This window comes from Marinobacter sp. VGCF2001, assembly GCF_049943275.1.
In the GTDB taxonomy this organism is placed as follows: domain Bacteria; phylum Pseudomonadota; class Gammaproteobacteria; order Pseudomonadales; family Oleiphilaceae; genus Marinobacter.
Window position 1 is genome coordinate 80,503 of sequence record NZ_JBNFVX010000005.1, and the last position, 24,648, is coordinate 105,150.

A 24,648-nucleotide genomic window follows, 5' to 3' on the forward strand; every position below is an offset into this window, starting at 1 on the left:
TTAGACCGAGTCGAGGGCCATGGGGTCGCTGTTGTCATCCCAGACAGGCGGAAAATGCCGCTCAATCACCTCCTCCGGCACATCGGCCACCGATGGGTAAGACCAGCGGGGGGATCGATCCTTGTCAACCAGCAGTGCCCGGATGCCTTCGGCCAGATCGGGCCTGCGTGTGCACTCCTGAGCCATGGCCAGCTCCATGCGGAAAACATCTTTCAGCGACATCTGCTGGCCTTTCTGTATCTGGTGCCACACCAGCCAGGCGGTCACCGGACAGCCATTTCGGAGGGTGCTGATACAATCCTGCCACCAGGCATCCGGGCTTTGTGCATTCAGTAGCTGCTCGACAATCACGGGGAGCTCGTCTCCGACACTCAGGCGTGCGATGGTCTGCTCGTGCTGTTCCAGGTGGCCGCGTTCCAGCGCACGATAATCCAGAGCTTCGAACTGGCCAAGCAGCCGGAACAGGCGATTGTCGTCAGCGGCCTTTTCACCACTCCAGCGCTCCTCTTGCAGGCGTGCAAGCAGGTTGGTGCGTTGAGCGTTTTCGATCACCATATCGGCCAGGCCAACGCGGAGCGCGTCGGACACGTTCAGGCGTGCGCCGGTCAGGCCCATGAACAGCCCCAGCCGCCCGGGCAGGCGGTTCAGAAACCAGCTGGCGCCGACATCGGGGAACAGGCCAATGCTGATCTCCGGCATGGCGAGGGTAACGTCCGGGTGAATCAGCCGGTAACGGCAAGCCGCCAGAAGCCCAAGGCCGCCGCCCATAACAATACCACCGGCGATGCCCACCACCGGCTTGGGGAACCGGTGCAGGGTATAGTCCAGCCGGTATTCCGCGGCAAAGAAGCGGGATGGTGCCTCCGGGTCTCCTTTACCGGTAAGATCCGGGTACAGTGCCCGGATGTTACCCCCGGCGCAGAACGCCCGGTCGCCGGCCCCTTGCAGCACCACCAGGCAAATGCGTGAATCTTCCGCCCATTGCGCCAGCGCCTGTTGTGCCTGGCTGACCATGCCTTCGGTCAGGGCGTTCAGGGTGCCCGGTTCGTCCAGGGTCAGTAATCCGATGTGCCCTTCCCGGCAGGGCAGCTCCTGTACCGCAACTGGCATGGTTTGAGTCTCCGGTAATTCGATGATGGATTTGAATCAATCGGGTTGTTCTGCTGGTTCGTACTGTCGTTCAGGTTGATAAATAACAAAAGAGGACGAACGTCGCACGAAAGTCCTTGATCTATCGCATTTGAGCTCCCGTGCAGGTGTGCTATAAGTTACAACTGAGTTACTGACCGGTTGTATCCCGGAACGTGAACGTTAAAACGATGAGAGGGTGAACACAATGAATCTGAAGCATTTTGCAGTAGCGGGTCTGTTTGCCGCCAGTGCGATGGTACCGGTCACTTCCATGGCCGCAGGCGATGCCGCAGCGGGCAAGGCCAAGGCAGCAGTCTGTGCGGCCTGTCACGGCCAGAACGGTATCTCCCAGGTGCCCATCTACCCGAATCTGGCAGGCCAGAAAGAGCAGTACCTGGTATCTGCCCTGAAAGCCTATAAAGCCGGCCAGCGCAAAGGTGGTCAGTCTGCGGTAATGCAGGGCCAGGCCACTGGCCTGAGCGACGCCGATATCGCTAACCTGGCGGCTTTCTACGCCAGCCTGCCGGCTGACGGCGGCAAGTAACAGCGCGAATGTCAGTGATGCGGCTCAGGCCGCACCACTGACGATGCGATAGCTGGGGCGGTAGGCCGAAGAGCCCGGCAACTTCATCCGGTTCTGCTCGACAAACTGCTCCAGCATGGCTTCCAGTGGTTTGATCAGGGTTGGATCCCCCGCAATTTCAAACGGCCCTTTCTCCTGCACCTGCCGAATGCCCCCCTCTTTGACGTTGCCGGCAACAATGCCGCTGAACGCCTTTCTCAGATTCGCTGCGATCAGATGAACCGGTTGATCACGATGCAATTCCAACGCACGCATATTGTCGTGGTTCGGCTCGAAGGGTAGTTGGAACACCGGGTCGATTTTCAGCATCCAGTTGAAGTAGTAAGCGTCCTGCATGGCCCGGCGGAAGGTTTCCACATCTTTCATGCCCTGTCGCATGGTCTGGGCCACTCGCACCGGATCATCAATGATGATTTCGTATTTGCTGGCCGCGTCGTCGCCAAGGGCATTGCGGATAAAGCGATCAATCATTTCAAAATATTCTGCATTCTCCTGCCGCCCGGTGAACACCACCGGGAAGGGGAGGTCCGCGTTGTCCGGGTGCAGCAGAATGCCCAGCAGATACAGGATTTCCTCGGCGGTCCCGACACCGCCCGGGAACACGATCACGCCATGGCCGCAGCGCACGAACGCCTCCAGGCGCTTTTCGATGTCCGGCATGATCACCAGTTCATTGACAATCGGGTTGGGAGCTTCGGCACCGATGATGCCCGGCTCGGTGATGCCGATGTAGCGGCCGTTCTTCACCCGTTGCTTGGCGTGACCGATGGTGGCGCCTTTCATCGGGCCTTTCATGGCCCCCGGCCCACAGCCAGTGCAGATGCTCAGGCCGCGAAGCCCCAGCTGATGGCCAACATCCTTGCTGTATTGGTATTCATCGTGGCTGATGGAGTGGCCGCCCCAGCACACTACCAGGTCCGGCTGACGGCCAGCCTGCAGCACCCGGGCATTGCGCAAAATATGGAACACCTGGTTAGTCAGATCCTCCGGGTTGTCCTTGCGAAAGCCTGCGATACCGCCGGGCAGGGAGTGGCTGTACACAATATCCCTGAGCACGGAAAACAAGTGCTCGCGAATGGCCCGGAGCATCTCGCCATCGACAAAGGCGTGGCCCGGGGCATTCACCAGTTCCAGCTTCAGGCCCCGGGGCTGGGGCACCAGCCGCACGTCGAAGTCGGCGTGGATTTCCATCAGCTCTTTACAGTCGTCGGTTTCTACGCCGGTGTTCAGCACCGCCAGCGCACACTGCCGGAACAGGCGATACAAACCACCTTCGCTCTTGTCCTTGAGCCGGTTCACCTCGTGGTTGGACAAAATCTCAAGGCTGCCCTCGGGGGAAACCAGGGCATTCATGGTGGTGTCGGTCATCGGTGGTGTTGCTCCTGATGGTTTCGGCAATGACGGATTTTATGGAGATACAGCAAAAGGGTACACTAAGTCCTTTCATGCGTTTACGCCACTCGACATTATTCCGATCAAAGCCCTCTATATGAAATTGCTGATTCGTCCTGCCCCGGAAGTAGCCATCAAAAGTAAGCCCGTTCGCCGTCAACAAATGCGCCAGTTGCGGCAGAATATCCGAAAACTGCTGGCCCGGCTGGACCCCGAGATCCGGGTGGACGGCCGTTGGGACCGGGTGGATGTGAGCGTGCCGGAAGGGCGCAGCCTGAACGGCCCCGTCATCGACGAGTTGGTGCGTATTTCCGGTATTTCCACGATTCAGGAGATCGGACATTTTCCGTTTGTTGATATTGAGGACGTCTGTCAGAAAGCCGTAGCAGCCTGGGCCGATCGTCTGGCCGGGAAAACCTTCGCGGTGCGGGTCCGCCGGCATGGCGATCACGATTTCCGTTCCATCGATCTGGAGCGTGCCGTTGGCGCAGCACTGCTGTCCGCGTCAGACGCCAAAGGCGTGGATCTGAAAACGCCGGATCATGAAGTCCGGATAGAAGTCCAGGACGACAGCTTCCACATTGCTCATCGCCGCCATGAAGGCCTCGGCGGCTATCCGCTTGGCACGGTAGAAACGGTGATGACGCTGATCTCCGGTGGGTACGATTCGTCGGTAGCGGCGTATCTGATGATGCGCCGTGGCATTCGCAGCCACTACCTGTTCTTCAATCTGGGTGGTACTGCCCATGAAGTGGGTGTGCGCCAGGTGGCTCACTATCTGTGGGACCGTTATGGTTCGTCCCACAATGTACGGTTCATTTCCGTGCCGTTTGAAGGTGTGGTGGCCGAGATCATGCGCTCGATAAACCACCGCCACTGGGGCGTGGTGCTCAAACGGATGATGCTCAAGGCCGCGGCTGAAATCGGCCGGTATTACAATGCGGCAGGGTTGGTGATGGGCGATGCGGTCGCTCAGGTGTCGAGCCAGACGCTCACCAACCTGAACGTGGTGGACCGCGCCAGCGATGAGGTGGTGCTGCGCCCGCTGATTGCCATGGACAAGCAGGAGATTATCCGCATTGCCCATGAGATCGGCACCGAGCCCTTTGCCCGCAATATGCCCGAATACTGCGGCGTGATTTCCAGCAAGCCGGTTACCCGGGCCAAACTGCACCGGGTGGAAGAGGACGAAGCGAACATGGACCCGGCCGCCCTGGCCGAGGCCATAGCCAACCGCACCGACGCCATGGTGAGCGAACTGCTGGATGGTATTCAGACGCCGGAAGAGGTCGAGCTGATCCAGACCCCCGCCGTAGACGACGTGATTATCGACGTTCGGCATCCGTCCGAGGAAGAGCGCTCACCGCTGGCCCTGACCAATAACGATGTGCTCAAGATCCCGTTCTATGAACTCAATCAGCAGGTGGCGGAGCTGCCGGGCAGTCGCCAGTACCTGCTGTATTGCGACCGGGGCACCATGAGCCGTATGCACGCCGGCCATCTGAAGGCCGAGGGGCATGGCAATATCAAGGTGTATGCGCCGGTGGGCTAGTGTCCCGTCTGGCAAATTCCTTAATCTACTGAGCTTCTGAAAAGCCGAAGAGCCAGACGGGACGCTAATCAGCCCTCCAGTCCCTTGAAAAACTGCTGGACGTTCTCATTGAGGGTGTCCAGGTCATACCCGCCTTCCTGCACCACCAGTGTGGGTAATCCAAGCTGACGAATATGGGTGCTCAGCCGGCAGAATCCTTCGGAGGTGACCGATACCTTGGCCTGCGGATCGTTTTTATAGATATCGAAGCCCAGGGTCAGGATCAACACGTCGGGCTGGTATAGCCGGATGGCGGCCAGGGCCTCTTCCACCTTGGCAAAGAAGTCGCCTTCGCTGGAGCCGTGGGGCATGGGCAGGTTGATGTTGTAGCCATAGCCTTCGCCTTCCCCACGTTCGTCCTCGAAGCCGCTGACCACCGGATAGAAGTTGGTGGGGTCGCCGTGGATGGAGATGTACAGCACGTCGCTGCGATCGTAGAAGATCTCCTGAATGCCCTGGCCATGGTGCATGTCGGTGTCCAGGATCACCGTTCGCGGGAACCGGCTCTTCAGGTGCTCGGCGGCGATGGCGGCGTTGTTGAGGTAGCAGAATCCACCGGCGGCGTCCTTGCGGGCGTGATGGCCCGGTGGCCTGCACACGGCGTAGGCGTTGCGCTCTCCGGCGATCAGCGCGTCGGCGGCACCCAGAGCGGTCTGAGCCGACCAGTAGGCCGCTTTCCAGGTATTCTCACCAATGGGGCAGCTGCCGTCTGCCAGGTAACAGGCGGCTTCCGCCAGGATGCCCCGCATGGCGTTGGGGGAACGTACGAAAATGTTCGACATCACCTCATCGCCCCAGTCTTCCATTTCCATCCAGCGCCGGTGGGCGGATTCGAGGAATCGCAGGTAACCCAGGTCGTGCACCTTGGAGATCGGGCCGGCGCCCTGGTCGGCGGGCTGCAGTACCGGGATGCCCATGGCTTTCAGGCCTTCGAGCATCTGGCCGGTGCGATCAGGCACCTCCTGGGGCTGGCGCATCTGGCCCCGGGTGAAATAGGTTTTCGGAATGTGCAGGTCCTGCGTCGGATGAAAAAATGCTTTCATGAATCCGTCTCCTCGGGCGTATCAGGGAGAGCCTGTAAAAACTCTTCTCCGAGTATAGGCAGATAAAGGCTCGGGTCAAAAAACACGCGGGGGAAAAGTCTCCGACTTTACAGGCCGGCACTCAGGATCCACTATGAAAGGCACGCTTGAGTATTGAAGCCCGCCCCGAAGCGGGGCGTTACCAGTCATGTAAGAGGAGCCGAGATGATCGAGTCACCACTACTGGACAAGCTCACAGGGTACATTGGCGGGCGCTGGACAGACTCCGCCGCCGGCGCCACCTTCGACGTGTACAACCCGGCCACGCGCTCGGTGATTGCGAAAGTGCCGTCGATGCCGGAGGAAGATGTTGTGGCCGCAGTTGAGGCCGGGCAGTCGGCGCTCAGGCTCACCAATCCCTGGCCCATTGAAACCCGCCGGAAGTGGCTGGAGGATATTCGCGACGGCCTGAAAGAACACCGTGAAGAGATTGGCCGCATTCTGTGCATGGAGCATGGCAAGCCCCTGAAAGAAGCCCAGGGTGAAGTGGATTACGCCGCCGGTTTCTTCGACTATTGCGCCAAGCACGTGAGTGCACTGGACTCCCACACCATTCCTGAGAAACCCAAGGACTGCACCTGGACGGTTCACTACCGGCCGGTAGGCGTGACTGGCCTGATCGTGCCCTGGAACTTTCCCATCGGAATGATTGCCAAGAAACTGTCGGCGGCCCTGGCGGCCGGTTGTCCCTCGGTGATCAAGCCGGCCAGTGAAACGCCGTTGACCATGATCGCGTTTTTCAGCGTGATGGATAAGCTTGATCTGCCGGATGGCATGGTCAACCTGGTGATGGGCAAGGCCAGCGTGATTGGCAAGGTGCTGTGCGAACACAAAGACGTGCCGATGCTCAGCTTTACCGGCTCCACGGAAGTGGGCCGCAAACTGATGGTGGACAGTGCCGAGCAGGTGAAGAAGCTGGCGCTGGAGCTGGGCGGCAACGCACCCTTCATCGTCTTTGACGATGCCGATCTGGACGCGGCAGCCGATAACCTGATTGGCAACAAGTTCCGGGGCGGCGGCCAGACCTGCGTCTGTGCCAACCGGATTTTCGTGCACGAGAAAGTAGCGGACGCCTTCGGCGAGAAGCTGGCAGAGCGGGTCAACAAGATGACCGTGGGCGACGGCATGAACGAAGGCATCGATATCGGCCCGCTGATCAACCAGCAGGGTTTCGACAAGGTTAAACGGCATCTGGACGATGCGCTTACCAGAGGCGCGAAGCTGGTGGCTGGCAAGCAGCCTGAGGAACTGGGCGACGGCCTGTTTTTCCCGCCCACCGTGGTGCAGGGTGTGAACCGGGAGATGTGCTGTTATCAGGAAGAAACCTTTGGCCCGCTGGTGCCCATGGCGCTGTTCCGCACCGAGGAAGAGGTTATCGACGCCGGTAACGACACCGAGTTCGGGCTGGCCTCGTACGTGTTCACCGCCGATGCCGAGCGCGCCCAGCGGGTGGCGGCCGGCCTGCGGTTTGGTCACGTGGGCTGGAACACCGGCACCGGGCCCACTCCGGAGGCGCCGTTTGGCGGTATGAAAGCTTCGGGGATCGGCCGGGAAGGTGGCCTGGAAGGGCTGTTTGAATTCGTGGAAGCCCAGACCGTGCCGAGAGGCTTCTAGGCGGCCGGTCTTCAAACAGCAAAAAGGCGAGCTTCGGCTCGCCTTTTTGCGTTCTGCACAGCTGGGATCAGGGCGTCAGGATAACCTTGACGCTGCTATCCACATCCGCGGAATCAATATAGCCAATGGCGCCGGGTGTGGAGGCCACCTGGGCCTTCATGCCAGCGGCGCTGCCGGCTTCTGCCGGTGGCTGACCACGACCGGTGAACACCTGCTGAGACCAGAAGGCCTTCAGCTGGGCGTCGTTACGGCCGGTCACTTTGTCGTGGAACTCGGCACGGGTGGCGTTGCCTTCCGGAAGTTCAAACGGCTTGGCGCTCTGGCCGTTCGGCAGGGCCTTGCTGCGGTTCAGGTACAGATCCCGTACTTCGTTGGCGCTGATGTTGTCCGGGCCAGCCGGGTTGCCAATCACCACGACTTCAGCCAGGGCCAGGGGGCTTGCCAGCAAGCTGGCCGCAAACAACAGGCTAAGCTTTTTCATGGGGCCTCCTTAGAATGCCGAGTCGATTTTGAGGGTGTAGACGTTGGTGCTGTTGGTGTCGCTGGCCAGCATATATTCGGTGTTCAGGTTGCCGAAGCCTTTCTGTAGACCGGTCACGTGAGTGATGTCTGCCTTGATGGCCACACCCGGGGTAATGTCCCAGCGGGTACCGATGCTGTACTCATTGCGCTGATAATTCAGGATGGACTCGGGCACAGCGCCTGGAATGAAAGCTCCGGCACGCTCATCGTCGTCCTGGCTCTCAGTCCAGCCGGCTGCAACGTAGGGCGTCCAGCTGCCAAAGCGGTGGCCCACGGACAGGTAGGCCGAGTCGGTGTCGGCAAACTTGCCGTCGACCTCAACCCGAGTGACTTCGCCAATGATTTGCCAGCTGCCGTCGTCATAGCTCGCGCCCAGACCGAAGAAGTTACCGCGGTCGCCGTCTGCAAGTTCTGAATCGACCGGGATTCCAGGTGGCACGAGCGCGGCCAGGCGAGTGGCATCAATATCCGCCTCAGCAGTCGCCGCCACACCACGCAGGGTCCACACGTAGTCGGTCCAGGTCAGGTTCATGCCGGCAATGTTGCGCAGCTGAACGTCGCCGGAGTTGCCATCTTCATCGGTAAAGCCGGTGAAGCCGGTCGCGGTCAGGGACGAATTGTCGAAGTTCAGGTTGTAGCTGGCATCCGCACCAACATAGCTGGTCACGGCAATCGGGCCATACACACTCTGGGGTGGCCGCGCCCACGGTTGGGCGTAGCCGACTTCCAGGGAGTCGGAATACATGAAGAACGGAATGCGCATCTTGCCGGCGCGGATCTGCAGGTTATTGGTGGGGCGGTGGCTCAGGTAGGCCCACTCAACCTGCGGCTCCCAGTCGTCGGCACCGCGACCCACCAGTTGCATGACCACCTGGCTTTTCTGGGTGACGTCAAAGGTACCCTGCAAGGCAAACAGGCTCAGATCACTGACTTCGGATTCGTCGGTAATTCCGGCGTAGCCCGCATCGTTACTGGCCCGGGCGTAACCGGTGCTGAAGAAACCGTTGAAGCGAACGCCGGTGTCTTTGGCGGTGTTCAGCTGCTGTTGCATAGCATTGAGTTGCTGCTGCATACGCTCGAGGGTTTCCTCGGTGCTCTGGGCCAGAGCCGGGGCAGCGGCAATAGCCAGCGCCAGGGGCGCCACGGAGAATAATGTCTTCATCAGGGTATCCTTCACTGGGTTTTATCTTAAACGCGGAACTGGCTGGCAACGCCCTGCAGGCCGTTGCTGACGTCCTGGATCTTGCGGCTGACCGTATCCAGTTCGTCGGTACTTTCCATCACAGCCTCGGCATTGCGATGCATATCGGCCATGTGGCCGGTGACGTCGTTAAAGGTGGTGCTCTGCTCATAGGTAGCGGCGGCAATCTGTTCGTTCAGGCCACTGATCTGCTGAACATTCTCAAGAATCTTGCTCAGCACTTCACCGGACTCGGTGGTGGCTTCCACGCCTTCACGGGCCATATCCACGCTGCCTTGCATGGACTGCACCGCGGCGCCGGAGGCCTTGGACAGCTCGGAAATCACCTGCTGGATTTCCTCGGTGGATTTGTGGGTACGCACCGCCAGGCCGCGAACCTCGTCAGCAACCACGGCAAACCCGCGACCGTGCTCGCCGGCACGGGCGGCCTCAATGGCCGCGTTCAGGGCGAGCAGATTGGTTTGTTCGGCCACGGTCTGAATGGTCTCCAGCAAGCCGCCCACTTTCACGGAGAAGGCATCAAACTGGTTCACCAGGCCGGCGGTGTTTTCGATTTCTGCCATCAGTTTGCGGATGGTGCGGATGTTGTCTTCCACCTTCTGCTGGCCGGTGGTGGCAAACTTGGACGCGTCCTGTGTCTGATCCGAGGCGCTGGAGGCAAAGCCGGCCACTTCCTCCACGCTTTTAACCAGTTCGTCGACGGAATTCCGGGTAGAGGAAATGGCCTGGGCCTGCTGGCTGATGCGCTCAAGGTTGGTTCGGCTGGTGGAGCCAAGATGCGAGGCGACGCCGTTCAGTTCGCCGATATCGTGCTGGATGGTGGCAAAGGAGTTGTGCAGTTTCTCGACGAAACGGTTGAACTGGTCTACGAGATCCCGCAGTTCATCTTTGCCGCTGTAGTCAATTCGGGAGGTCAGGTCACCTTCGCCGGACGCCATATCCCGCAGGGAGGTAATAATCTGCTGCAGGCTGCCAGATACCGAGCGGCCGATAATCAGGCTCAGCGCTATCAGCACCACCAGGGCAACGACAACAATGGTTACCGACACGGTGGCGGACTCACTGCTCGCGGCTATGGTGTCATCAATGGCAAAGGTCAGGCGGGATTCCATGCTGTCGCGCATATCGTCGAGTTGCGAGCGAAGCTCGGTCAGGCGCGCGGCGTTGGCGGAGGCCTCTTCGCCGATGCGGCTGAAGTCAGCGGTTCCCTCGATGATCGCAGTCGCTATCCGGGTAGCGGTGTTGTAGTAACCGTCCAGTTCGTTTTGCAGGGATTCCACCTGTTGACCCAGGGCAGGGTTCAGGGTCGCAATCTGGTTCAGGTTGGCCGAGATTTCTTCCAGTTGCTGGCGGGTGGCTGCAATTTGCTGGTCATCACCGGTGGTGACGGCGGTGTTGATCTGGTTTTCGATCAGTTGCAAGAGACCACGGTTGATGGTGGACAATTCCAGTGACGGATATAGCTGGTCCCGCACTTCATTCAGGCGCTCGGAATTACCCTGATTGGTGTAGATGGAAAAAGCCTGGCTGACAACGAAGGCAATCACGGCAACGGTAACGAGCAACGCCAGTTTGTGGGAAATTTTCAGGGATGAAAGCATGCGAGCAATCCTTTTGCGCCTGGCCTAATACTTAAGTCTCAGGAATTTTAGGTTGTTATTTCGACACATAACACAGAATTAATGTGTCAGTGTGTTAATGCCGTTAACGACCGTTATTGACATAACTAAAGTCCCACATGGGTCTGTAGTGGCTGAATAACCATCAATTGGTAATCCGGCGGGGCAAAGGAAGTAATTGCGTTAGGCTGGTACAATGGCCTGTAAATTTAACCAGTAAAAAGCCAGGTGTTATGGACGTCTCCCACATTATCGATTCCCTGAACGACGCCCAGCGTGAGGCCGTCACCGCCCAGAACGATCATTTGCTGGTGCTGGCCGGTGCGGGCAGTGGCAAAACCCGGGTGCTGGTGCACCGGATGGCCTGGCTGATGTCGGTTGATCGGGTGCCGCCCACCTCCATTCTGGCGGTGACTTTCACCAACAAGGCCGCCAAGGAAATGCGCTACCGGGTGGAGCAGATGATGAACATTCCCACCCGGGGTCTGTGGATCGGCACCTTTCACGGCATTGCCCATCGCCTGTTGCGCTCGCACTGGAAAGACGCCGGTTTGCCGGAAAATTTCCAGGTGCTGGACAGCGACGACCAGCTGCGGATGGTGAAGCGGGTGATGCGGGAGAACCAGATTGACGAGAGCCAGTGGCCGCCAAAGCAGGCCCAGTGGTTTATCAACAGCCAGAAAGACGAAGGCCTGCGGGCCGACCACATTCAGGAGAACCCGGGCGATCATTTCACCACGGTGATGCTGAAAATCTACCGGCAGTACGAGAAGCTATGCCAGCAGAGTGGCCTGGTGGATTTCGGCGAACTGCTGCTGCGCTCCCACGAACTCTGGCTGCACCGGCCGGAACTGCTGAGCCACTACCAGCAGCGGTTCCAGCACATTCTGGTGGACGAGTTCCAGGACACCAACACCATCCAATACGCCTGGCTGCAGGTACTGGCCAGCAACCGGGTGCCACTGACGGTGGTGGGCGACGACGACCAGTCCATCTACGGCTGGCGGGGCGCGAAAATCGAGAACATCCAGCAGTATCAGCGGGACTTTCCGAATTCCCGGCTGGTGCGGCTGGAGCAGAACTACCGCTCCACCAAACTGATTCTGAAAGCCGCCAACTCGGTGATTGCCAATAACCAGGGGCGGCTGGGCAAGGAGCTGTGGACCGATGGCGTCGATGGCGAACCGATCAGCCTGTACGCCGCCTTCAACGAACAGGACGAAGCCAACTACATCGCCGATTCCATTTCGGCCTGGGTCAGCGAGGGCAATCTGCGCAGCGAGTGCGCCATTCTGTACCGTTCCAACGCCCAGTCTCGGGTACTGGAAGAGGCCCTGATGCGCCAGGGCATTCCGTACCGGGTGTATGGCGGCTTGCGGTTCTACGATCGCCAGGAAATCCGCAACGCCCTGGCGTACCTGCGCCTGGTGCATTACCACCGGGACGATGCGGCCTTTGAGCGGGTGGTGAATATTCCGACCCGGGGCATTGGCGCCAAGAGCCTGGCCGAACTGCGGGAATACGCCACCGGCCAGGGCATTTCCCTGTGGGAATCCGCCGAGCGGTTGCTGGCGGCCGGGCAGGTGAAAGGCCGGGCCAAAACCGGGCTGCAGCAGTTTATGGAGATCATCAACGGTCTGTCGGAGATGGCGGGCCATGCCTCCCTGCAGGGGTTGATGAAGCAGGCCATTGAGGCCAGTGGGTTGAAGGACTACCACGCCAGCGAGAAAGGTGAGAAGGGTCAGGCCCGGGTGGAGAACCTGGAGGAACTGGTCAGTGCGCTGGCGGATTACGATGTGGAAGAAGGCGTGGACCCGCTGGCGGAGTTCATCGCCCAGGCGGCGCTGGATGCCGGGGAGTCCCAGGCGGACGCCCATGAAGACAGCGTTCAGTTGATGACTTTGCACTCGGCGAAGGGTCTGGAGTTCCCGATGGTGTTTCTGGCCGGTGTGGAGGAAGGCCTGTTCCCGCACAGTATGTCGCTGGAGGAGCCGGGGCGCATGGAAGAGGAGCGTCGTCTGGCCTATGTGGGCATTACCCGGGCGATGAAGCGGTTGGTGCTGACGTACGCGGAGTCCCGCCGGTTATACGGGCAGGAGAAGTTTCATGCCTTGTCGCGGTTTGTGCGGGAGATTCCGGGGGATTGTCTGCAGGAGGTTCGGCTGCGCAATACGGTGACCCGGCCGGCGATGGTGGAGCGGCCCAATGAGAGCCTGTTCAGTCAGGATTCGGCGCAGCAGGCCGGGTTCAGTCTGGGGCAGCGGGTTCGGCATCCGAAGTTTGGCGAAGGGATTGTGATGAACTGTGAGGGTTCGGGGCATCATACCCGGGTGCAGGTGAACTTTGATGAGGGGGCGAAGTGGCTGGTGTTGGCTTATGCGCCGCTGGAGGCTTGTTAGTGTTGTAGCCTGATATGGGTGGAGTCTGTGCCGGGTTGGGGGAAGCTTTCCAAAAAGCGCTCCTTCGGCACATCCATGTGGCGCTTGTGTTCCGCCATCCCTGGCTCCACAAATTTTTGGAAAGCTTCCCCCAACCCGTCACTTCTGGCGCGGTGCAGGGCGCCAAGTGCTTGAAGAAAAATGACTACATCAGCACGGCGTAAATCACACCCGCCAACACAATCCGGTAGATCACATACGGCCACATACCCACCTTGTTGAGCCACTTCAGGAAGAAGTGGATGGCAGTGATGGCCATCAGGAAGGAGGTGATGCCGCCAATCAGAAAGCCGTTCCAGTCGACGATCACGTCGGATGTGGCCACTTCCAGCAGTTTTACCGCCGATGCCAGCACGATGATGGGGATCGCCAGCAGGAAGGAGAACCGGGAGGCGGTTTCCCGGGTCATGCCCAGGAACAGGCCGGCGGTGATGGTGACGCCGGAGCGGGAGGTGCCGGGCACCAGGGCCATAGCCTGGGCGATGCCGACGATGACGGCGTCTTTCCAGTTCAGAGTGTCCATGGTGCGCTGACGCTTGGGCAGCCAGTCGGCGATGCCGAGTAGCAGGCCGAAGATCAGGGTGGTGAAGAAGATCACCGAGGCGCCGCGCAGTTCGTTGTCGATCATGTCCAGCAGCGCCAGGCCGGCCAGGCCCGCCGGGATGGTGCCGATCACCAGGTACCAGGCCAGGGCGCCCTGGCCGACGATTTTGCGCTGTCCTATGGAGATCAGGCCGTCCCGGGCGATGCCGAAGACATCCCGGCGGAAGTACAGCACTACCGCCAGCAATGTGCCCACATGGACCGACAGATCGAAACCGACGCCCTGGTCGTCCCAGCCAAAGAAGGCGGGTGTGAGGATCAGGTGGGCGGAGCTGGAGATGGGCAGGAATTCGGTCAGTCCCTGGAGGAGGCCAAGGAAAAGGGCCTGGAAAATATCCATTCTGTCAGTTCCGGTCGGTGGTCGTGGTGATGGAGTCAGTGCTGGTCTAAACGACCGCGATGTTAGCAGGGTGGCCAGTGCCTGAACAGGCGCTGCCGGTTACGCTCCGATCATAACGCCACCGGCGGCCATCACGATTACCACGGCCCAGGCCGGGAGCTTCCACACGCTCAATAGCAGGAAGCCGGTCAGGGCCAGGGCAAATTCGCGGGGGCCGATGATGGCGCTGGTGAAGACCGGCTGGTACAGCGCGGCACCGAGGATGCCGACCACCGCGGCGTTGGCGCCGCGCATCAGGGCCTGGGCCCGGTGCCAGCGCCGGAAGTGGTTCCAGTGCGGCAGCACGGCCAGCAGGATCAGGATGCCGGGCAGGAAGATGGCCAGCAGTGCCAGAGCGGCCCAGACCACAGGGGCTGTGGGGCTCATGATGGCGCCCAGGTAGGCGCTGAAGGTAAACAGCGGGCCCGGAATGGCCTGGGCGGCGCCGTAGCCGGCGAGAAATTCGTCGGCGGTTACCTGGCCGGTTTGAACGACTTCCGCTTCCAGCAGTGGCAGCACAACATGGCCGCCGCCGAACACCAGAGCGCCGGAACGGTAAAAGCCATCGAGCATATCCAGCAGTGTGCCCGGGGTTAGCCACGCCAGCGCAGGCAAGCCCGCCAGCAGCAATACATACAGAGACGCCGAAAGCCGGCCGGTGCCCGACGATACCGCGAGGCTTGAATGCCCGGTCGCGTCGCCACTGGCTGACGTGCATAAAAACAGCCCTGCCAGCCCACCCACCACAATGGCGGAAAGTTGCCCCGCGGTACCTCCCACGAATACCACCAGCAACACCGCTGCCAGGGCAATACCGGTTCGTTGCTGATCCGGGCACAGGTTTCGTGCCATGCCGAGTACGGCGTGGGCAACTACCGCCACGGCGGCAATTTTCAGACCGTGGAGGATGCCCTGGCTGAGTGGCCCCTCCAGCAGATTGGCGCTCAGGGCAAAGGCTACCAGAATGATGGCTGAGGGCAGGGTAAAGGCCGTCCAGGCGGCGGCCGCGCCCCAGCCGCCGCCTCTTAGAAGGCCAATAGCGAAGCCCGTCTGGCTGCTGGCGGGGCCGGGCAGAAACTGGCAGAGGGCGACCAGGTCGGCATAGTCCTGTTCCGAGAGCCAGCCGCGCCGGGCCACGAACTCGTTGCGGAAATAGCCCAGGTGGGCCGCGGGGCCACCGAAAGAGGTCAGGCCCAGGGCCAGGAAGGCCAGGAAGATTTCCCGTATCCGGGGCCGGGCAACCGGTGTCGAGGCCATGATAGCTCCCCTGCTGAATCGATAATCAGGCCGGGAACTTGTCCCGGGTGTTATTGGCAATGCGCACCAGTGCCAGCATCAGTGGCACTTCCACCAGTACCCCCACCACCGTGGCCAGAGCCGCCCCGGACTGCAGGCCGAACAGGCCAATAGCGGCGGCCACCGCCAGTTCGAAGAAGTTGCTGGCGCCAATCATGGCGCCGGGGGCGGCAATGCAGTGGCGCACGTTCCACAGCCGGGCCCAGCCGTAGGCCAGCAGGAAGATAAACACCGTCTGGATAATCAGTGGTATCGCAATCAACAGTATATGCAGCGGATTTTGCAGAATGACGTCACCCTGGAAGGCAAACAGCAGCACCAGGGTGATGATGAGCGCCGCGGGCGTGACCGGCCCCAGCCGCTTCATAAAGACCTGGTCGTACCATTGTTCACCGCGCCGGGCGATCAGGAGGCGGCGGGTCAGGTAACCGGCGCTGAGCGGAATCACGATGTACAGCAGCACCGACAGGATGACGGTATCCCAGGGCACCTGAATGTCGGAAATGCCCAGCAGCAAGACCACAATCGGGGCGAAGGCGAACAGCATGATGAGGTCGTTCAGCGACACCTGTACCAGGGTGTAAGCGGCATCGCCCCGGGTCAGGTAGCTCCAGACAAACACCATGGCGGTGCAGGGCGCGGCGCCCAGCAGGATGGCACCAGCCAGGTATTCGCTGGCCAGTTCCGGGGCAATCAGGGGCTCGAACACCACCATCAGAAAGAACCAGGCAATGGCAAACATGGTGAACGGCTTGATCAACCAGTTCACGATGGTGGTGATGGCCAGGCCCTTGGGTTCCTTGCGCACACCGACCACGGCGCTGAAATCAATCTGTGCCATCATCGGGAAAATCATCGCCCAGATCAGGATGGCGATGGGGATGGACACCTGGGCGTATTCGAAACGGGACAGGGTCTCGGGGACCGAAGGGGCCAGCTGCCCGAGGGTGACGCCGGCGATAATGGCCAGCGCCACCCACACCGACAGGTAACGCCCGAACAGGTCCATTCCCCCGTCAGTAGCTTCAGCCGTGTTCACATCGCTGTTACTGCTCATTGTTCGCCTCTCAAATGGAGCGTTGGTTTACCCGCTTTGACAGTTCTTCGGCGCTTTCCTTGCGTTCGGAATAGCGGTCGGTGAGGTAATCGCTGCGGTCCCGCACCAGCAGGGTGAACTTTACCAGCTCCTCCATGACATCCACGATGCGGTCGTAATAGGCCGAAGGCTTCATGCGATTGTTGTCGTCGAATTCCATAAACGCCTTGGGCACCGACGACTGGTTCGGAATGGTCACCATGCGCATCCAGCGGCCCAGCACCCGCAGCTGGTTCACGGCGTTGAACGATTGTGAGCCCCCACACACCTGCATCACGGCCAGGGTCTTGCCCTGGGTGGGGCGCACGGCGCCGAGGGACAGCGGAATCCAGTCGATCTGGGTCTTCATGATGCCGGTCATGGCACCGTGGCGTTCCGGGGAACACCACACCATGCCCTCGCTCCATTGCACCAGGTCCCGAAGCTCCTGCACCTTGGGATGGCTGGCGTCTTCGGCGTCGGCCAGGGGCAGGCCGCGCGGATCGAAAATCCGGGTGTCGGCACCCATGGCGCTGAGCAGGCGTGCGGCTTCCTCCACCACCAGGCGGCTGAACGAGCGCTCGCGCAGAGAGCCATACAGCAGCAGAAGCCGGGGGCGATGATCCGACGGCGAGGCAACGTGCAGTTTGTGACTGGCAGGTGCATCAAACAGTTCGGGATCGAGGTTCGGGAGATCCTTGGGGTTCATGGCAAGGTGGGTCCTTTACGTCATCACAGTGTCATACTAATATTCGCATAATTGCATATTCGAAAAAACGTATATTTTGGCAGGCAACGATGAACAATCAAGTGTGCATTAGCCCGGTCACCCTGTTCCGGGCCCTGGGCGATGACTTGCGGCTGGCGGCCACACTGTTGATTCACCAGCAGGGCAAGCTGTGCGTGTGCGAGTTGATGGCCGCGTTTGCTGCGCCCCAGCCGAAAGTCAGCCGCCACCTGGCCTCGCTTCGGGAGGCTGGCGTATTGGCAACGGAACGCCGGGGCCAATGGGTCTATTATTACCTGAACCCGCATCTGCCCGACTGGGCGATGCGGATTCTGGACGAGACCGCCCGGAACCATTCAGCACTGATCGCGCAGCCACGGGACCGATTGCAGGCCATGGCCGACCGCCCGGCTTTACAGTGCTCCTGATCGTTACCATGAAACGGATTGCGACTCACGCAAGGAGAAGACCATGAGCAAGATCAAGGTAGGTATTAATGGATTTGGTCGTATTGGCCGCCTGGCATTACGGGCAGCCTGGGGTTGGCCGGAACTGGAATTTGTTGCCATTAACGACCCCGGGGCGGACACCCACACCCTGGCGCACCTGCTGAACTTTGACAGCGTGCATGGCCCCTGGCGCCATGAGGCGGTGGCCGATGGCGATAGCCTGAGTATCGAAGGCCAGCGCATTCGGGTGACGCACAACAAGGCGATTGCCGACACCGACTGGTCCGGTTGTGACCTGGTCATCGAGGCCAGTGGCGTGAACAAGAAAGTGGCTGTGCTGCAGGGCTATCTGGATCAGGGCGTCAAGCGCGTGGTGGTGACGGCCCCGGTCAAGGAATCTGGTGCGAAGAATATTGTGCTGGGAGTGAACGAACACATCTTCGACCCGGCCAGTGACCGTATCATCACCGCGGCCTCCTGCACCACCAACTGCCTGGCGCCGGTGGTGAAGGTCATCCACGAAAAGCTGGGCATCAAACACGGTTCCCTGACCACCATTCACAGCCTGACCAACACCCAGACCATCATCGACGCGCCCCACAAAGATTTGCGCCGGGCCCGGGCCTGTGGTAGTTCGCTGATTCCCACCAGCACCGGTTCCGCCACCGCGATTATCGAAATCTTCCCGGAGCTGAAAGGTAAGCTGGATGGCCATGCGGTGCGCATTCCGCTGATCAACGCGTCGCTGACCGACTGCGTGTTTGAAGTGGAGACGCCGACCGACCGGGACACGGTGAATCGGTTGTTGAAAGAGGCCGCAGAGGGCGAGCTGAAAGGCATTCTGGGCTACGAAGAACGCCCGCTGGTGTCTATCGACTACAAAACTGACCCTCGTTCTTCCATTGTCGATGCCCTGTCCACCCTGGTGGTCAATGGTACCCATGTGAAAATCTATGCCTGGTACGACAACGAATGGGGCTACGCCAACCGCACCGTGGAGCTGGCCCGCAAGGTAGGGCTGGCCTGATATGAGCGCGGCCATCCGTCAGTACCTGGTCATCACCGGCAACTACTGGGCCTTCACCCTGACGGATGGGGCCCTGCGGATGCTGGTGGTGCTGCATTTTCACCAGCTGGGCTATTCGCCCCTGAGCATTGCCCTGTTGTTCATCTTCTACGAGTTCTTCGGGGTGGTGACCAATCTGGTGGGCGGTTATCTGGGCGCTCGCATGGGCCTGAACCGCACCATGAACATCGGGCTGTTCCTGCAGATTGTGGCGCTGGCTATGCTGGCGGTGCCGGCGGCCCTGCTCACGGTGCCCTGGGTAATGGCAGCCCAGGCGCTGTCCGGCATTGCCAAGGATCTGAACAAGATGTCCGCCAAGAGCGGTATCAAGTTGTTGGTGCCGGATACCGAACAGGGGACCCTGTACAAGTGGGTGGCGATTCTCACCGGCTCGAAGAACACGCTGAAGGGTGTGGGTTTTTTCCTGGGCGGTGTATTGCTGATGGCAGCCGGCTTCACCGGTGCGGTCGTTATCATGGCGGTTGCGCTGGGGCTGGTCTGGCTGGCCAGCCTGTTCCTGCTGGGGCAGGATCTGGGCAAAAGCACGGCCAAACCGAAGTTCCGCGAGATCCTGTCCAAAAGCCGGGCCATCAACGTGCTCTCCGCGGCCCGGATGTTTCTGTTCGGCGCCCGCGATGTGTGGTTTGTGGTGGCGCTGCCGGTGTACATGGCCACTGCGTTCGGCTGGGATCACTGGCAGGTGGGCGGTTTTATGGCTAGCTGGATCATCGGTTACGGCGTTATCCAGACCCTGGCGCCCAGAATTACCGGCCATGCCAGCGGCAAGTCTTCGGCCGTCATTTGGGCGGCGATGCTGGCGCTGGTGCCGGCCGCTATTGCCGGAGCATTGATGGCGGGCTTGCCGGCGCAAGCGGCGGTAATTGGCGGTTTGTTGTTATTCGGCGTGCTGTTCGCCATTAATTCTTCCCTGCACAGTTATCTGATTGTTCGCTATGCCCGTAGCGATGGCGTGTCGCTGGATGTGGGGTTCTACTATATGTCCAACGCCGCCGGCCGGTTGCTGGGCACCCTGCTGTCTGGCTGGGTGTATCAGACCTACGGCCTGGAAGCCTGTTTGTGGATATCGGCAGTTCTGGTAGCCATGGCCGCCCTGTTATCGGTAGGGTTGCCGGATCAAGCTTTGAAACCAACAGGAGAAAAACGCTATGTCTGATTCCAATGTGGTGGTCATTACCGGTGCCAATCGGGGTATTGGGCTGGAACTGGCGCGGCTTTACGCAGCCCGGGGGTATGAGGTAATTGGCGTGTGCCGTCAGTCCTCAGAAGAATTGGCGGCAGTGGCGGCGCAGGTGATTGAGGGCGTTGATGTGACCACAGAGGCCGGCATCGAAAAGCTCCGATATGGCCTGTCAGACAAGCGCATTGGTTTGCTGATCAATAATGCCGGCCTGTTGCAGGATGAGCAGCTGGGCAGCATCGACTTCGATTCCATCCGCACCCAGATGGAGATCAACGCCTACGCGCCCCTGCGCGTGGCCGAGGCGCTGGTGCCCTTGATGGAGTATGGCAGCAAGATTGCCAACATCACCAGCCGCATGGGGTCCATTGCCGATAACGATTCCGGTGGCCGCTACGGTTATCGGGCCTCGAAGGCGGCATTGAACGCCTTTGGCAAATCGCTGGCGACGGATCTCAAGCCCGAGGGCATTGCGGTCGCCCAGCTGCACCCCGGTTATGTCCAAACCCGCATGGTCAATTTTGGCGGGTTGATTAGCCCCCAGGAAGCGGCGCAGGGCCTGGCGGAGCGCATTGCCGAGCTGAACCTCGATAACACCGGGTCGTTCTGGCACAGCAATGGCGAGGAGTTGCCCTGGTGAAGGGGCGGTCCAGTCTCCGGAAGTCTGTTGCATGACCGGGGCCCGGCAGTCATGACTCCGCCGCTCCGATGACGCGTTGGCTCCGGCGTTACCCGCTGTCGGTGCAGGCGGGGTTTCTTGCTGGCACGCTGATGCTGGCGGTCACAGGGCTGGCAGATCGTTACGGGGCCAGCCGGATTTTTCTGGTTTCGAGTGTTTTCGGGGCCCTGTCGAACGCTGGTTTTGTATGGGCGGCCGGGCACGATCCCGCTAACGCCGTGCTGCGCTTTGCCACCGGCCTGAGCCTGGCCGGGATTTACCCCCTGGGCATGAAGTTGGTGATTGCCTGGACCCCAAAATACGCCGGCGCGGCTCTGGCCTGGCTGGTGGGTATGCTGACCCTGGGTACCGCATTGCCGCATTTGATGCGCGGCGCCACTTTGGGTCTGCCCTGGCAGTGGCCTTTGCTGGCGGCTTCCGGCCTCGCACTGGCGGGCGGTGTGCTGGTGTTGCTGTTGGGGGATGGCCCGCATCTGCCGAAAGCCAGTGGCCGGCTCCCCCTCAGTCAGGGGCTGGCGGCTCTGCGCCTTCCCCGGTTCCGGGCCGTGGCGGGTGGTTACTTCGGCCATATGTGGGAACTGTACGCCTTCTGGACCCTGGTGCCGTTACTGGTTGCCCGGGAATTAAGCCGTCTTGGGCAGGATGCGGCACTGGTGCCCTGGCTGTCGTTTGCGGTGATTGGTATTGGTGCAGCCGGGTGCCTTGGCGGTGGCCGGCTCAGCCGTAGCCGGGGCAGTGAGTGGGTGGCCCGGATGGCCCTGAGGGTCTCCGGAATCTTGTGCCTGCTGTATCCATGGCTCAATGGTTTGCCGGCCCTGGTTTTGCTCGCTTTCTTGTTGGTGTGGGGCGTTGCCGTGGTGGCCGACTCACCCCAGTTCTCGGCCCTGGCGGCAGCTACCGCGCCAAAAGCAACGGTGGGTTCGTCCCTGGCGGTCATGAATGCCGTCGGGTTTGGCCTGACGCTGCCCGCCATCTGGCTTACCAGTGGGCTCTGGAGCGCATGGGGCGTCTGGGTGGTGTTGTTGCTGTTGCCCGGGCCGCTGCTCGGCTTGTGGTCCCTGAGCCGGGGCAGGGGCCCGGCCTGATACAATGCCTGCTTTCGACCATTCCACCTGCCACGGACCGCCATGAGTCGCATTCTTCTGCTGTCTGCCTATGATGCCGCAAGCCACAGGCGCTGGCGCGAGCAACTGGAAGCCATGCTGCCGGGCTATGAGTGGCACGCCCTGACTCTGCCTCCCCGATTTTTCCAGTGGCGGATTCGCGGTAATCCTGTGAGCTGGCTGACAGAGCCCCGCTTGCAGGAATCCTGGGATTTGATTATTGCGACTTCCATGGTGGATCTGGCTACGTTGCGGGGCCTGCACCCGGGGCTGGCACACACGCCCTGCCTGCTTTATATGCATGAAAACCAGTTCGCTTTCCCTGTCAGCGACCGCCAGCGCGGACGGGTGGAACCGCAAATGGTTAACCTATACAGCGCTCTGGCGGCAGATGTCGTAGCGTTTAACAGCGCCTGGAACCGCGACAGTTTTCTGCAGGGGGTAGAGGCGTTTCTGAAGCAGATGCCCGATGCAGTACCCCGGAACCTGCCCGCGCTCCTGAGAGCCAAAGCCCGGGTGCTGCCGGTGCCGATCGAAGACCGGCTGTTTATCGGGAAGACCCGGCCGATCAATCGGGACTGCCCGCACCTGTTGTGGAATCACCGCTGGGAATACGACAAGGGACCAGACCGGTTGTTCGGCCTGTTGGAACAGCTGGAGCAACGCCCATTGCCCTATCGCATCAGCGTGGTGGGTGAGGGCTTTCGCGGTCGCCCCGAGGCCTTTGACCGGATTCAACAGCGGTTCGCTGGCCGCATTGAACACTGGGGCTTTATGGAGCACCGGGCAGATTACGATCGCTTGCTGCGCTGTGCCGATGTGGTGGTGTCGACGGCACTGCACGATTTCCAGGGCCTGGCCATGCTGGAGGCGATGGCGTCGGGTTGCTTGCCGCTGGCCCCGGACCGCTTGGCCTACCGCGAGTACGTGCCGGACAGCTGCCGATACGCCAGCAGCCAGGCGGATGCCAGGGCCGAAGCCGAGGCGGCCGCAGGGCGGCTGGCCGGTTTGTTAGAGCAGCCGCCGGTCATCGGGCAGCCCCATGGCTGGCGCGCCTCGGAGCTTAGATACCGGTACCGGACGCTGATCGAGTCCTTGCTGGGGCCGGCTCAGTGATTCTGTTCCGGGACTTCCCGGATACGCCCGTGCTCATCAATAGCCACGTACACAAACCGCCCCTCGGTTACTTTTCGCGGGGTTTTCGAGGCGCGATCCAGGGTCCAGACTTCCACCTGGAGCTTCATGGAACTGCGGCCAATATCCACCAGTTCGCAATAACACCCTACCTGGGACCCCACCCGTAACGGCGACAGGAATTCCATGCGGTCCATGGCGACGGTGGCGTTACGGCCCTGTGAAATACGGCCCGCCATGGTCGCTGCCGCAATGTCCATCTGTTTGACCAGCCATCCGGCGAAGACATCGCCGTTGGCGTTGGTGTCGGAGGGCAGGGGAACCACCTGCAGCATCATCTCTCCCCGGGGGGTTGGTTTGTCATCGTCATACGCAGTCATCGCGATCGCCTGTAGCAACTCATGAATTGTTTTCTGAGCATGGTAACGGGCTGGCGCGGGGCTGCAAGAAAATTTGATCAGTGGCCGCTATATTTCAAAGGCTGTAACAAAGCTGTCATGGAGTCTCCTTAGGATGCACTCATCGGTAAAGCAGATACCCAAACAACGGACACCGATTCTGGAGACATAACGTGATGAAATTGAAAGCTGCAGTTGCTTCTGTTGCCCTGGCCGGCAGTATTGCCGCAGTATCCACGCCCGCCATGGCCCGCGACACCGTCAACATTGTTGGTTCTTCCACGGTCTATCCTTTTGCCACCGTGGTTGCCGAGCGTTTTGGCCGCAACACGGATTTCCCGACTCCGAAACTGGAATCGACCGGCTCCGGTGGTGGTTTGAAGCTGTTTTGCGCCGGCATTGGCACCCAGCACCCGGACATCACCAACGCCTCACGCCGCATGAAGGTCAGCGAGTTCGAGATGTGTCAGAACAATGGCGTGAAAGACATTATTGAAGTGAAGATCGGTGCTGACGGCATCGTCATCGCCAACTCCAAGGACGCCGGCAAGATGGATCTGAGCCTGAAACAGGTGTTCCTGGCCCTGGCCAAGGAAGTTCCCGACCCCAGGGGCGGTGACAAGCTGGTCGCCAACCCTTACCAGAAATGGAGCGACATCGATTCCAGCCTGCCGAGCACCGAAATCAACGTCATGGGGCCGCCCCCGACCTCCGGTACCCGGGACGCGTTCGTGGAAATTGCCATGGAAGGTGGCTGCAAAACCTTCGACTTTATCAAGTCGATGGAGAAAAAGCAGATGAAGAGCGTGTGCCACAGTATGCGTGAAGACGGCCCGTTCGTGGAAGCCGGTGAAAACGATAACCTGATCGTTCAGCGCCTGGCTCAGGACAAGGACACTCTGGGGATCTTTGGTTACAGCTTCCTGATGGAAAATACCAGCCAGATTCAGGCGTCCACCATCAATGGGGTTGAGCCAACACCGGAAACCATTGCCGGCGAAGACTACCCGGTGGCCCGTTCGCTGTTCTTCTACATCAAGAGCGCGCACGTGGGCGTGGTGCCGGGGATCAAGGAATACGCGGAAGAATTTACCAGCGAGAGTGCCTGGGGCGACAACGGTTACCTGGTGGATGTGGGTTTGATCCCGAATCCGCGTAAGACCCGGATGGAAGTGGGCAAGAAGGTGCGTAATCTGACGCCGATGACCGGTAACGAGCTGTAATCCGGGCCCGGTTGTCAGCCAAGTAAGGAGAGCGCGGGCCGGTAAGGTTCGCGTTCTTGTGTGCACCGGATAGAGAGACCCCGGCCGCTAGACTGGAACAACAATAAAAACGTTGAGCGGGCTAACACTCAACATTCACACGATA

Annotated in this window: 22 protein-coding genes; 11 read left to right on the forward strand and 11 right to left on the reverse strand. The window is 60.4% G+C overall.

The genetic code is table 11. The annotated features are described in order from the left end of the window. Complete coding sequence (locus ACP2AU_RS07770; RefSeq protein WP_426375543.1) at nt 1-1,110, reverse strand: enoyl-CoA hydratase/isomerase family protein; 1,110 nt, start codon at nt 1,108-1,110, stop codon at nt 1-3. Between the two features lie 226 nt (nt 1,111-1,336). Here ACP2AU_RS07770 and ACP2AU_RS07775 point away from each other — a divergent pair, with 226 nt between their 5' ends. Continuing rightward, nucleotides 1,337-1,675 (forward strand): c-type cytochrome, encoded by a 339-nt coding sequence (locus ACP2AU_RS07775; protein ID WP_426375544.1) that lies wholly within the window; start codon nt 1,337-1,339, stop codon nt 1,673-1,675. Between the two features lie 24 nt (nt 1,676-1,699). On the opposite strand, the gene ppnN is transcribed toward ACP2AU_RS07775, so the two are convergent. Next, nucleotides 1,700-3,082 carry a nucleotide 5'-monophosphate nucleosidase PpnN gene (gene ppnN / locus ACP2AU_RS07780; RefSeq protein ID WP_426375545.1) on the reverse strand — a complete coding sequence of 461 codons (1,383 nt, stop codon included), beginning with the start codon at nt 3,080-3,082 and terminating at the stop codon, nt 1,700-1,702. Between the two features lie 121 nt (nt 3,083-3,203). Here ppnN and thiI point away from each other — a divergent pair, with 121 nt between their 5' ends. After that, nucleotides 3,204-4,658: a tRNA uracil 4-sulfurtransferase ThiI gene (gene thiI / locus ACP2AU_RS07785; RefSeq protein WP_426375546.1), complete on the forward strand. Its 1,455-nt coding sequence runs from the start codon at nt 3,204-3,206 to the stop codon at nt 4,656-4,658. 68 nt (nt 4,659-4,726) lie between these two features. On the opposite strand, the gene ACP2AU_RS07790 is transcribed toward thiI, so the two are convergent. Further along, nucleotides 4,727-5,740, reverse strand: coding sequence for a histone deacetylase family protein (locus ACP2AU_RS07790; RefSeq protein ID WP_426375547.1), 1,014 nt, complete (start codon nt 5,738-5,740; stop codon nt 4,727-4,729). 204 nt (nt 5,741-5,944) lie between these two features. Here ACP2AU_RS07790 and ACP2AU_RS07795 point away from each other — a divergent pair, with 204 nt between their 5' ends. After that, nucleotides 5,945-7,393 carry an NAD-dependent succinate-semialdehyde dehydrogenase gene (locus ACP2AU_RS07795; protein ID WP_426375548.1) on the forward strand — a complete coding sequence of 483 codons (1,449 nt, stop codon included), beginning with the start codon at nt 5,945-5,947 and terminating at the stop codon, nt 7,391-7,393. 67 nt (nt 7,394-7,460) lie between these two features. On the opposite strand, the gene ACP2AU_RS07800 is transcribed toward ACP2AU_RS07795, so the two are convergent. From ACP2AU_RS07800 to ACP2AU_RS07810, 3 genes are read right to left on the reverse strand one after another with little or no spacing between them, the layout of a single operon-like run. Further along, nucleotides 7,461-7,874 (reverse strand): substrate-binding domain-containing protein, encoded by a 414-nt coding sequence (locus tag ACP2AU_RS07800; RefSeq protein WP_426375549.1) that lies wholly within the window; start codon nt 7,872-7,874, stop codon nt 7,461-7,463. A gap of 9 nt (nt 7,875-7,883) precedes the next feature. Then, a complete protein-coding gene (locus ACP2AU_RS07805; RefSeq protein ID WP_426375550.1) occupies nt 7,884-9,077 on the reverse strand; it encodes a hypothetical protein in 1,194 nt (397 codons plus the stop codon). A gap of 26 nt (nt 9,078-9,103) precedes the next feature. Next, nucleotides 9,104-10,717 carry a methyl-accepting chemotaxis protein gene (locus ACP2AU_RS07810; RefSeq protein WP_426375551.1) on the reverse strand — a complete coding sequence of 538 codons (1,614 nt, stop codon included), beginning with the start codon at nt 10,715-10,717 and terminating at the stop codon, nt 9,104-9,106. Nucleotides 10,718-10,968: 251 nt separating this feature from the next. Here ACP2AU_RS07810 and uvrD point away from each other — a divergent pair, with 251 nt between their 5' ends. Next, entirely contained in the window at nt 10,969-13,134 is a 2,166-nt protein-coding gene (gene uvrD, locus ACP2AU_RS07815) for a DNA helicase II (RefSeq protein WP_426375552.1), read from the forward strand. A gap of 184 nt (nt 13,135-13,318) precedes the next feature. Here the strand turns inward: uvrD and ACP2AU_RS07820 are convergent, their stop codons facing one another. The 4 genes from ACP2AU_RS07820 to arsH form a co-directional block, all read right to left on the reverse strand. Beyond that, entirely contained in the window at nt 13,319-14,116 is a 798-nt protein-coding gene (locus ACP2AU_RS07820; protein WP_426375553.1) for an undecaprenyl-diphosphate phosphatase, read from the reverse strand. A gap of 99 nt (nt 14,117-14,215) precedes the next feature. Then, nucleotides 14,216-15,412 (reverse strand): chromate efflux transporter, encoded by a 1,197-nt coding sequence (gene chrA / locus ACP2AU_RS07825; RefSeq protein ID WP_426375554.1) that lies wholly within the window; start codon nt 15,410-15,412, stop codon nt 14,216-14,218. Nucleotides 15,413-15,437: 25 nt separating this feature from the next. Beyond that, nucleotides 15,438-16,508, reverse strand: coding sequence for an ACR3 family arsenite efflux transporter (gene arsB / locus ACP2AU_RS07830; RefSeq protein WP_426375555.1), 1,071 nt, complete (start codon nt 16,506-16,508; stop codon nt 15,438-15,440). 10 nt (nt 16,509-16,518) lie between these two features. Continuing rightward, nucleotides 16,519-17,235 (reverse strand): arsenical resistance protein ArsH, encoded by a 717-nt coding sequence (arsH, locus tag ACP2AU_RS07835; RefSeq protein ID WP_426375556.1) that lies wholly within the window; start codon nt 17,233-17,235, stop codon nt 16,519-16,521. An 89-nt stretch (nt 17,236-17,324) separates the two neighbouring features. Between arsH and ACP2AU_RS07840 the strand changes: the two genes are divergently transcribed. The 6 genes from ACP2AU_RS07840 to ACP2AU_RS07865 all read left to right on the forward strand — a co-directional run bounded on the left by ACP2AU_RS07840 (nt 17,325) and on the right by ACP2AU_RS07865 (nt 22,864). Further along, nucleotides 17,325-17,681, forward strand: a complete 357-nt coding sequence (locus ACP2AU_RS07840; RefSeq protein WP_426375557.1) for a metalloregulator ArsR/SmtB family transcription factor — start codon at nt 17,325-17,327, stop codon at nt 17,679-17,681. A gap of 43 nt (nt 17,682-17,724) precedes the next feature. Next, on the forward strand, nt 17,725-18,729 hold the full coding sequence (locus ACP2AU_RS07845) for an ArsJ-associated glyceraldehyde-3-phosphate dehydrogenase (protein WP_426375558.1): 1,005 nt from the start codon (nt 17,725-17,727) through the stop codon (nt 18,727-18,729). A 1-nt stretch (nt 18,730) separates the two neighbouring features. Continuing rightward, nucleotides 18,731-19,942, forward strand: coding sequence for an organoarsenical effux MFS transporter ArsJ (gene arsJ / locus ACP2AU_RS07850; RefSeq protein ID WP_426375559.1), 1,212 nt, complete (start codon nt 18,731-18,733; stop codon nt 19,940-19,942). Next, the gene (locus ACP2AU_RS07855; protein ID WP_426375560.1) at nt 19,935-20,606 is read left to right on the forward strand and encodes an SDR family oxidoreductase; all 672 of its coding nucleotides are present in this window, start codon (nt 19,935-19,937) and stop codon (nt 20,604-20,606) included. The genes arsJ and ACP2AU_RS07855 overlap by 8 nt, the downstream gene beginning before the upstream one ends. A 68-nt stretch (nt 20,607-20,674) precedes the next feature. Next, on the forward strand, nt 20,675-21,730 hold the full coding sequence (locus ACP2AU_RS07860) for an MFS transporter (protein WP_426375561.1): 1,056 nt from the start codon (nt 20,675-20,677) through the stop codon (nt 21,728-21,730). A gap of 42 nt (nt 21,731-21,772) precedes the next feature. Continuing rightward, nucleotides 21,773-22,864, forward strand: a complete 1,092-nt coding sequence (locus tag ACP2AU_RS07865) for a tRNA-queuosine alpha-mannosyltransferase domain-containing protein (protein ID WP_426375562.1) — start codon at nt 21,773-21,775, stop codon at nt 22,862-22,864. Here the strand turns inward: ACP2AU_RS07865 and ACP2AU_RS07870 are convergent. Continuing rightward, nucleotides 22,858-23,262: an acyl-CoA thioesterase gene (locus ACP2AU_RS07870; protein WP_426375563.1), complete on the reverse strand. Its 405-nt coding sequence runs from the start codon at nt 23,260-23,262 to the stop codon at nt 22,858-22,860. The genes ACP2AU_RS07865 and ACP2AU_RS07870 overlap by 7 nt on opposite strands. Before the next feature lie 194 nt (nt 23,263-23,456). On the opposite strand from ACP2AU_RS07870, the gene ACP2AU_RS07875 reads away from it, so the two are divergent. Further along, a complete protein-coding gene (locus ACP2AU_RS07875) occupies nt 23,457-24,503 on the forward strand; it encodes a substrate-binding domain-containing protein (RefSeq protein ID WP_426375609.1) in 1,047 nt (348 codons plus the stop codon). Nucleotides 24,504-24,648 lie beyond the last annotated feature (145 nt).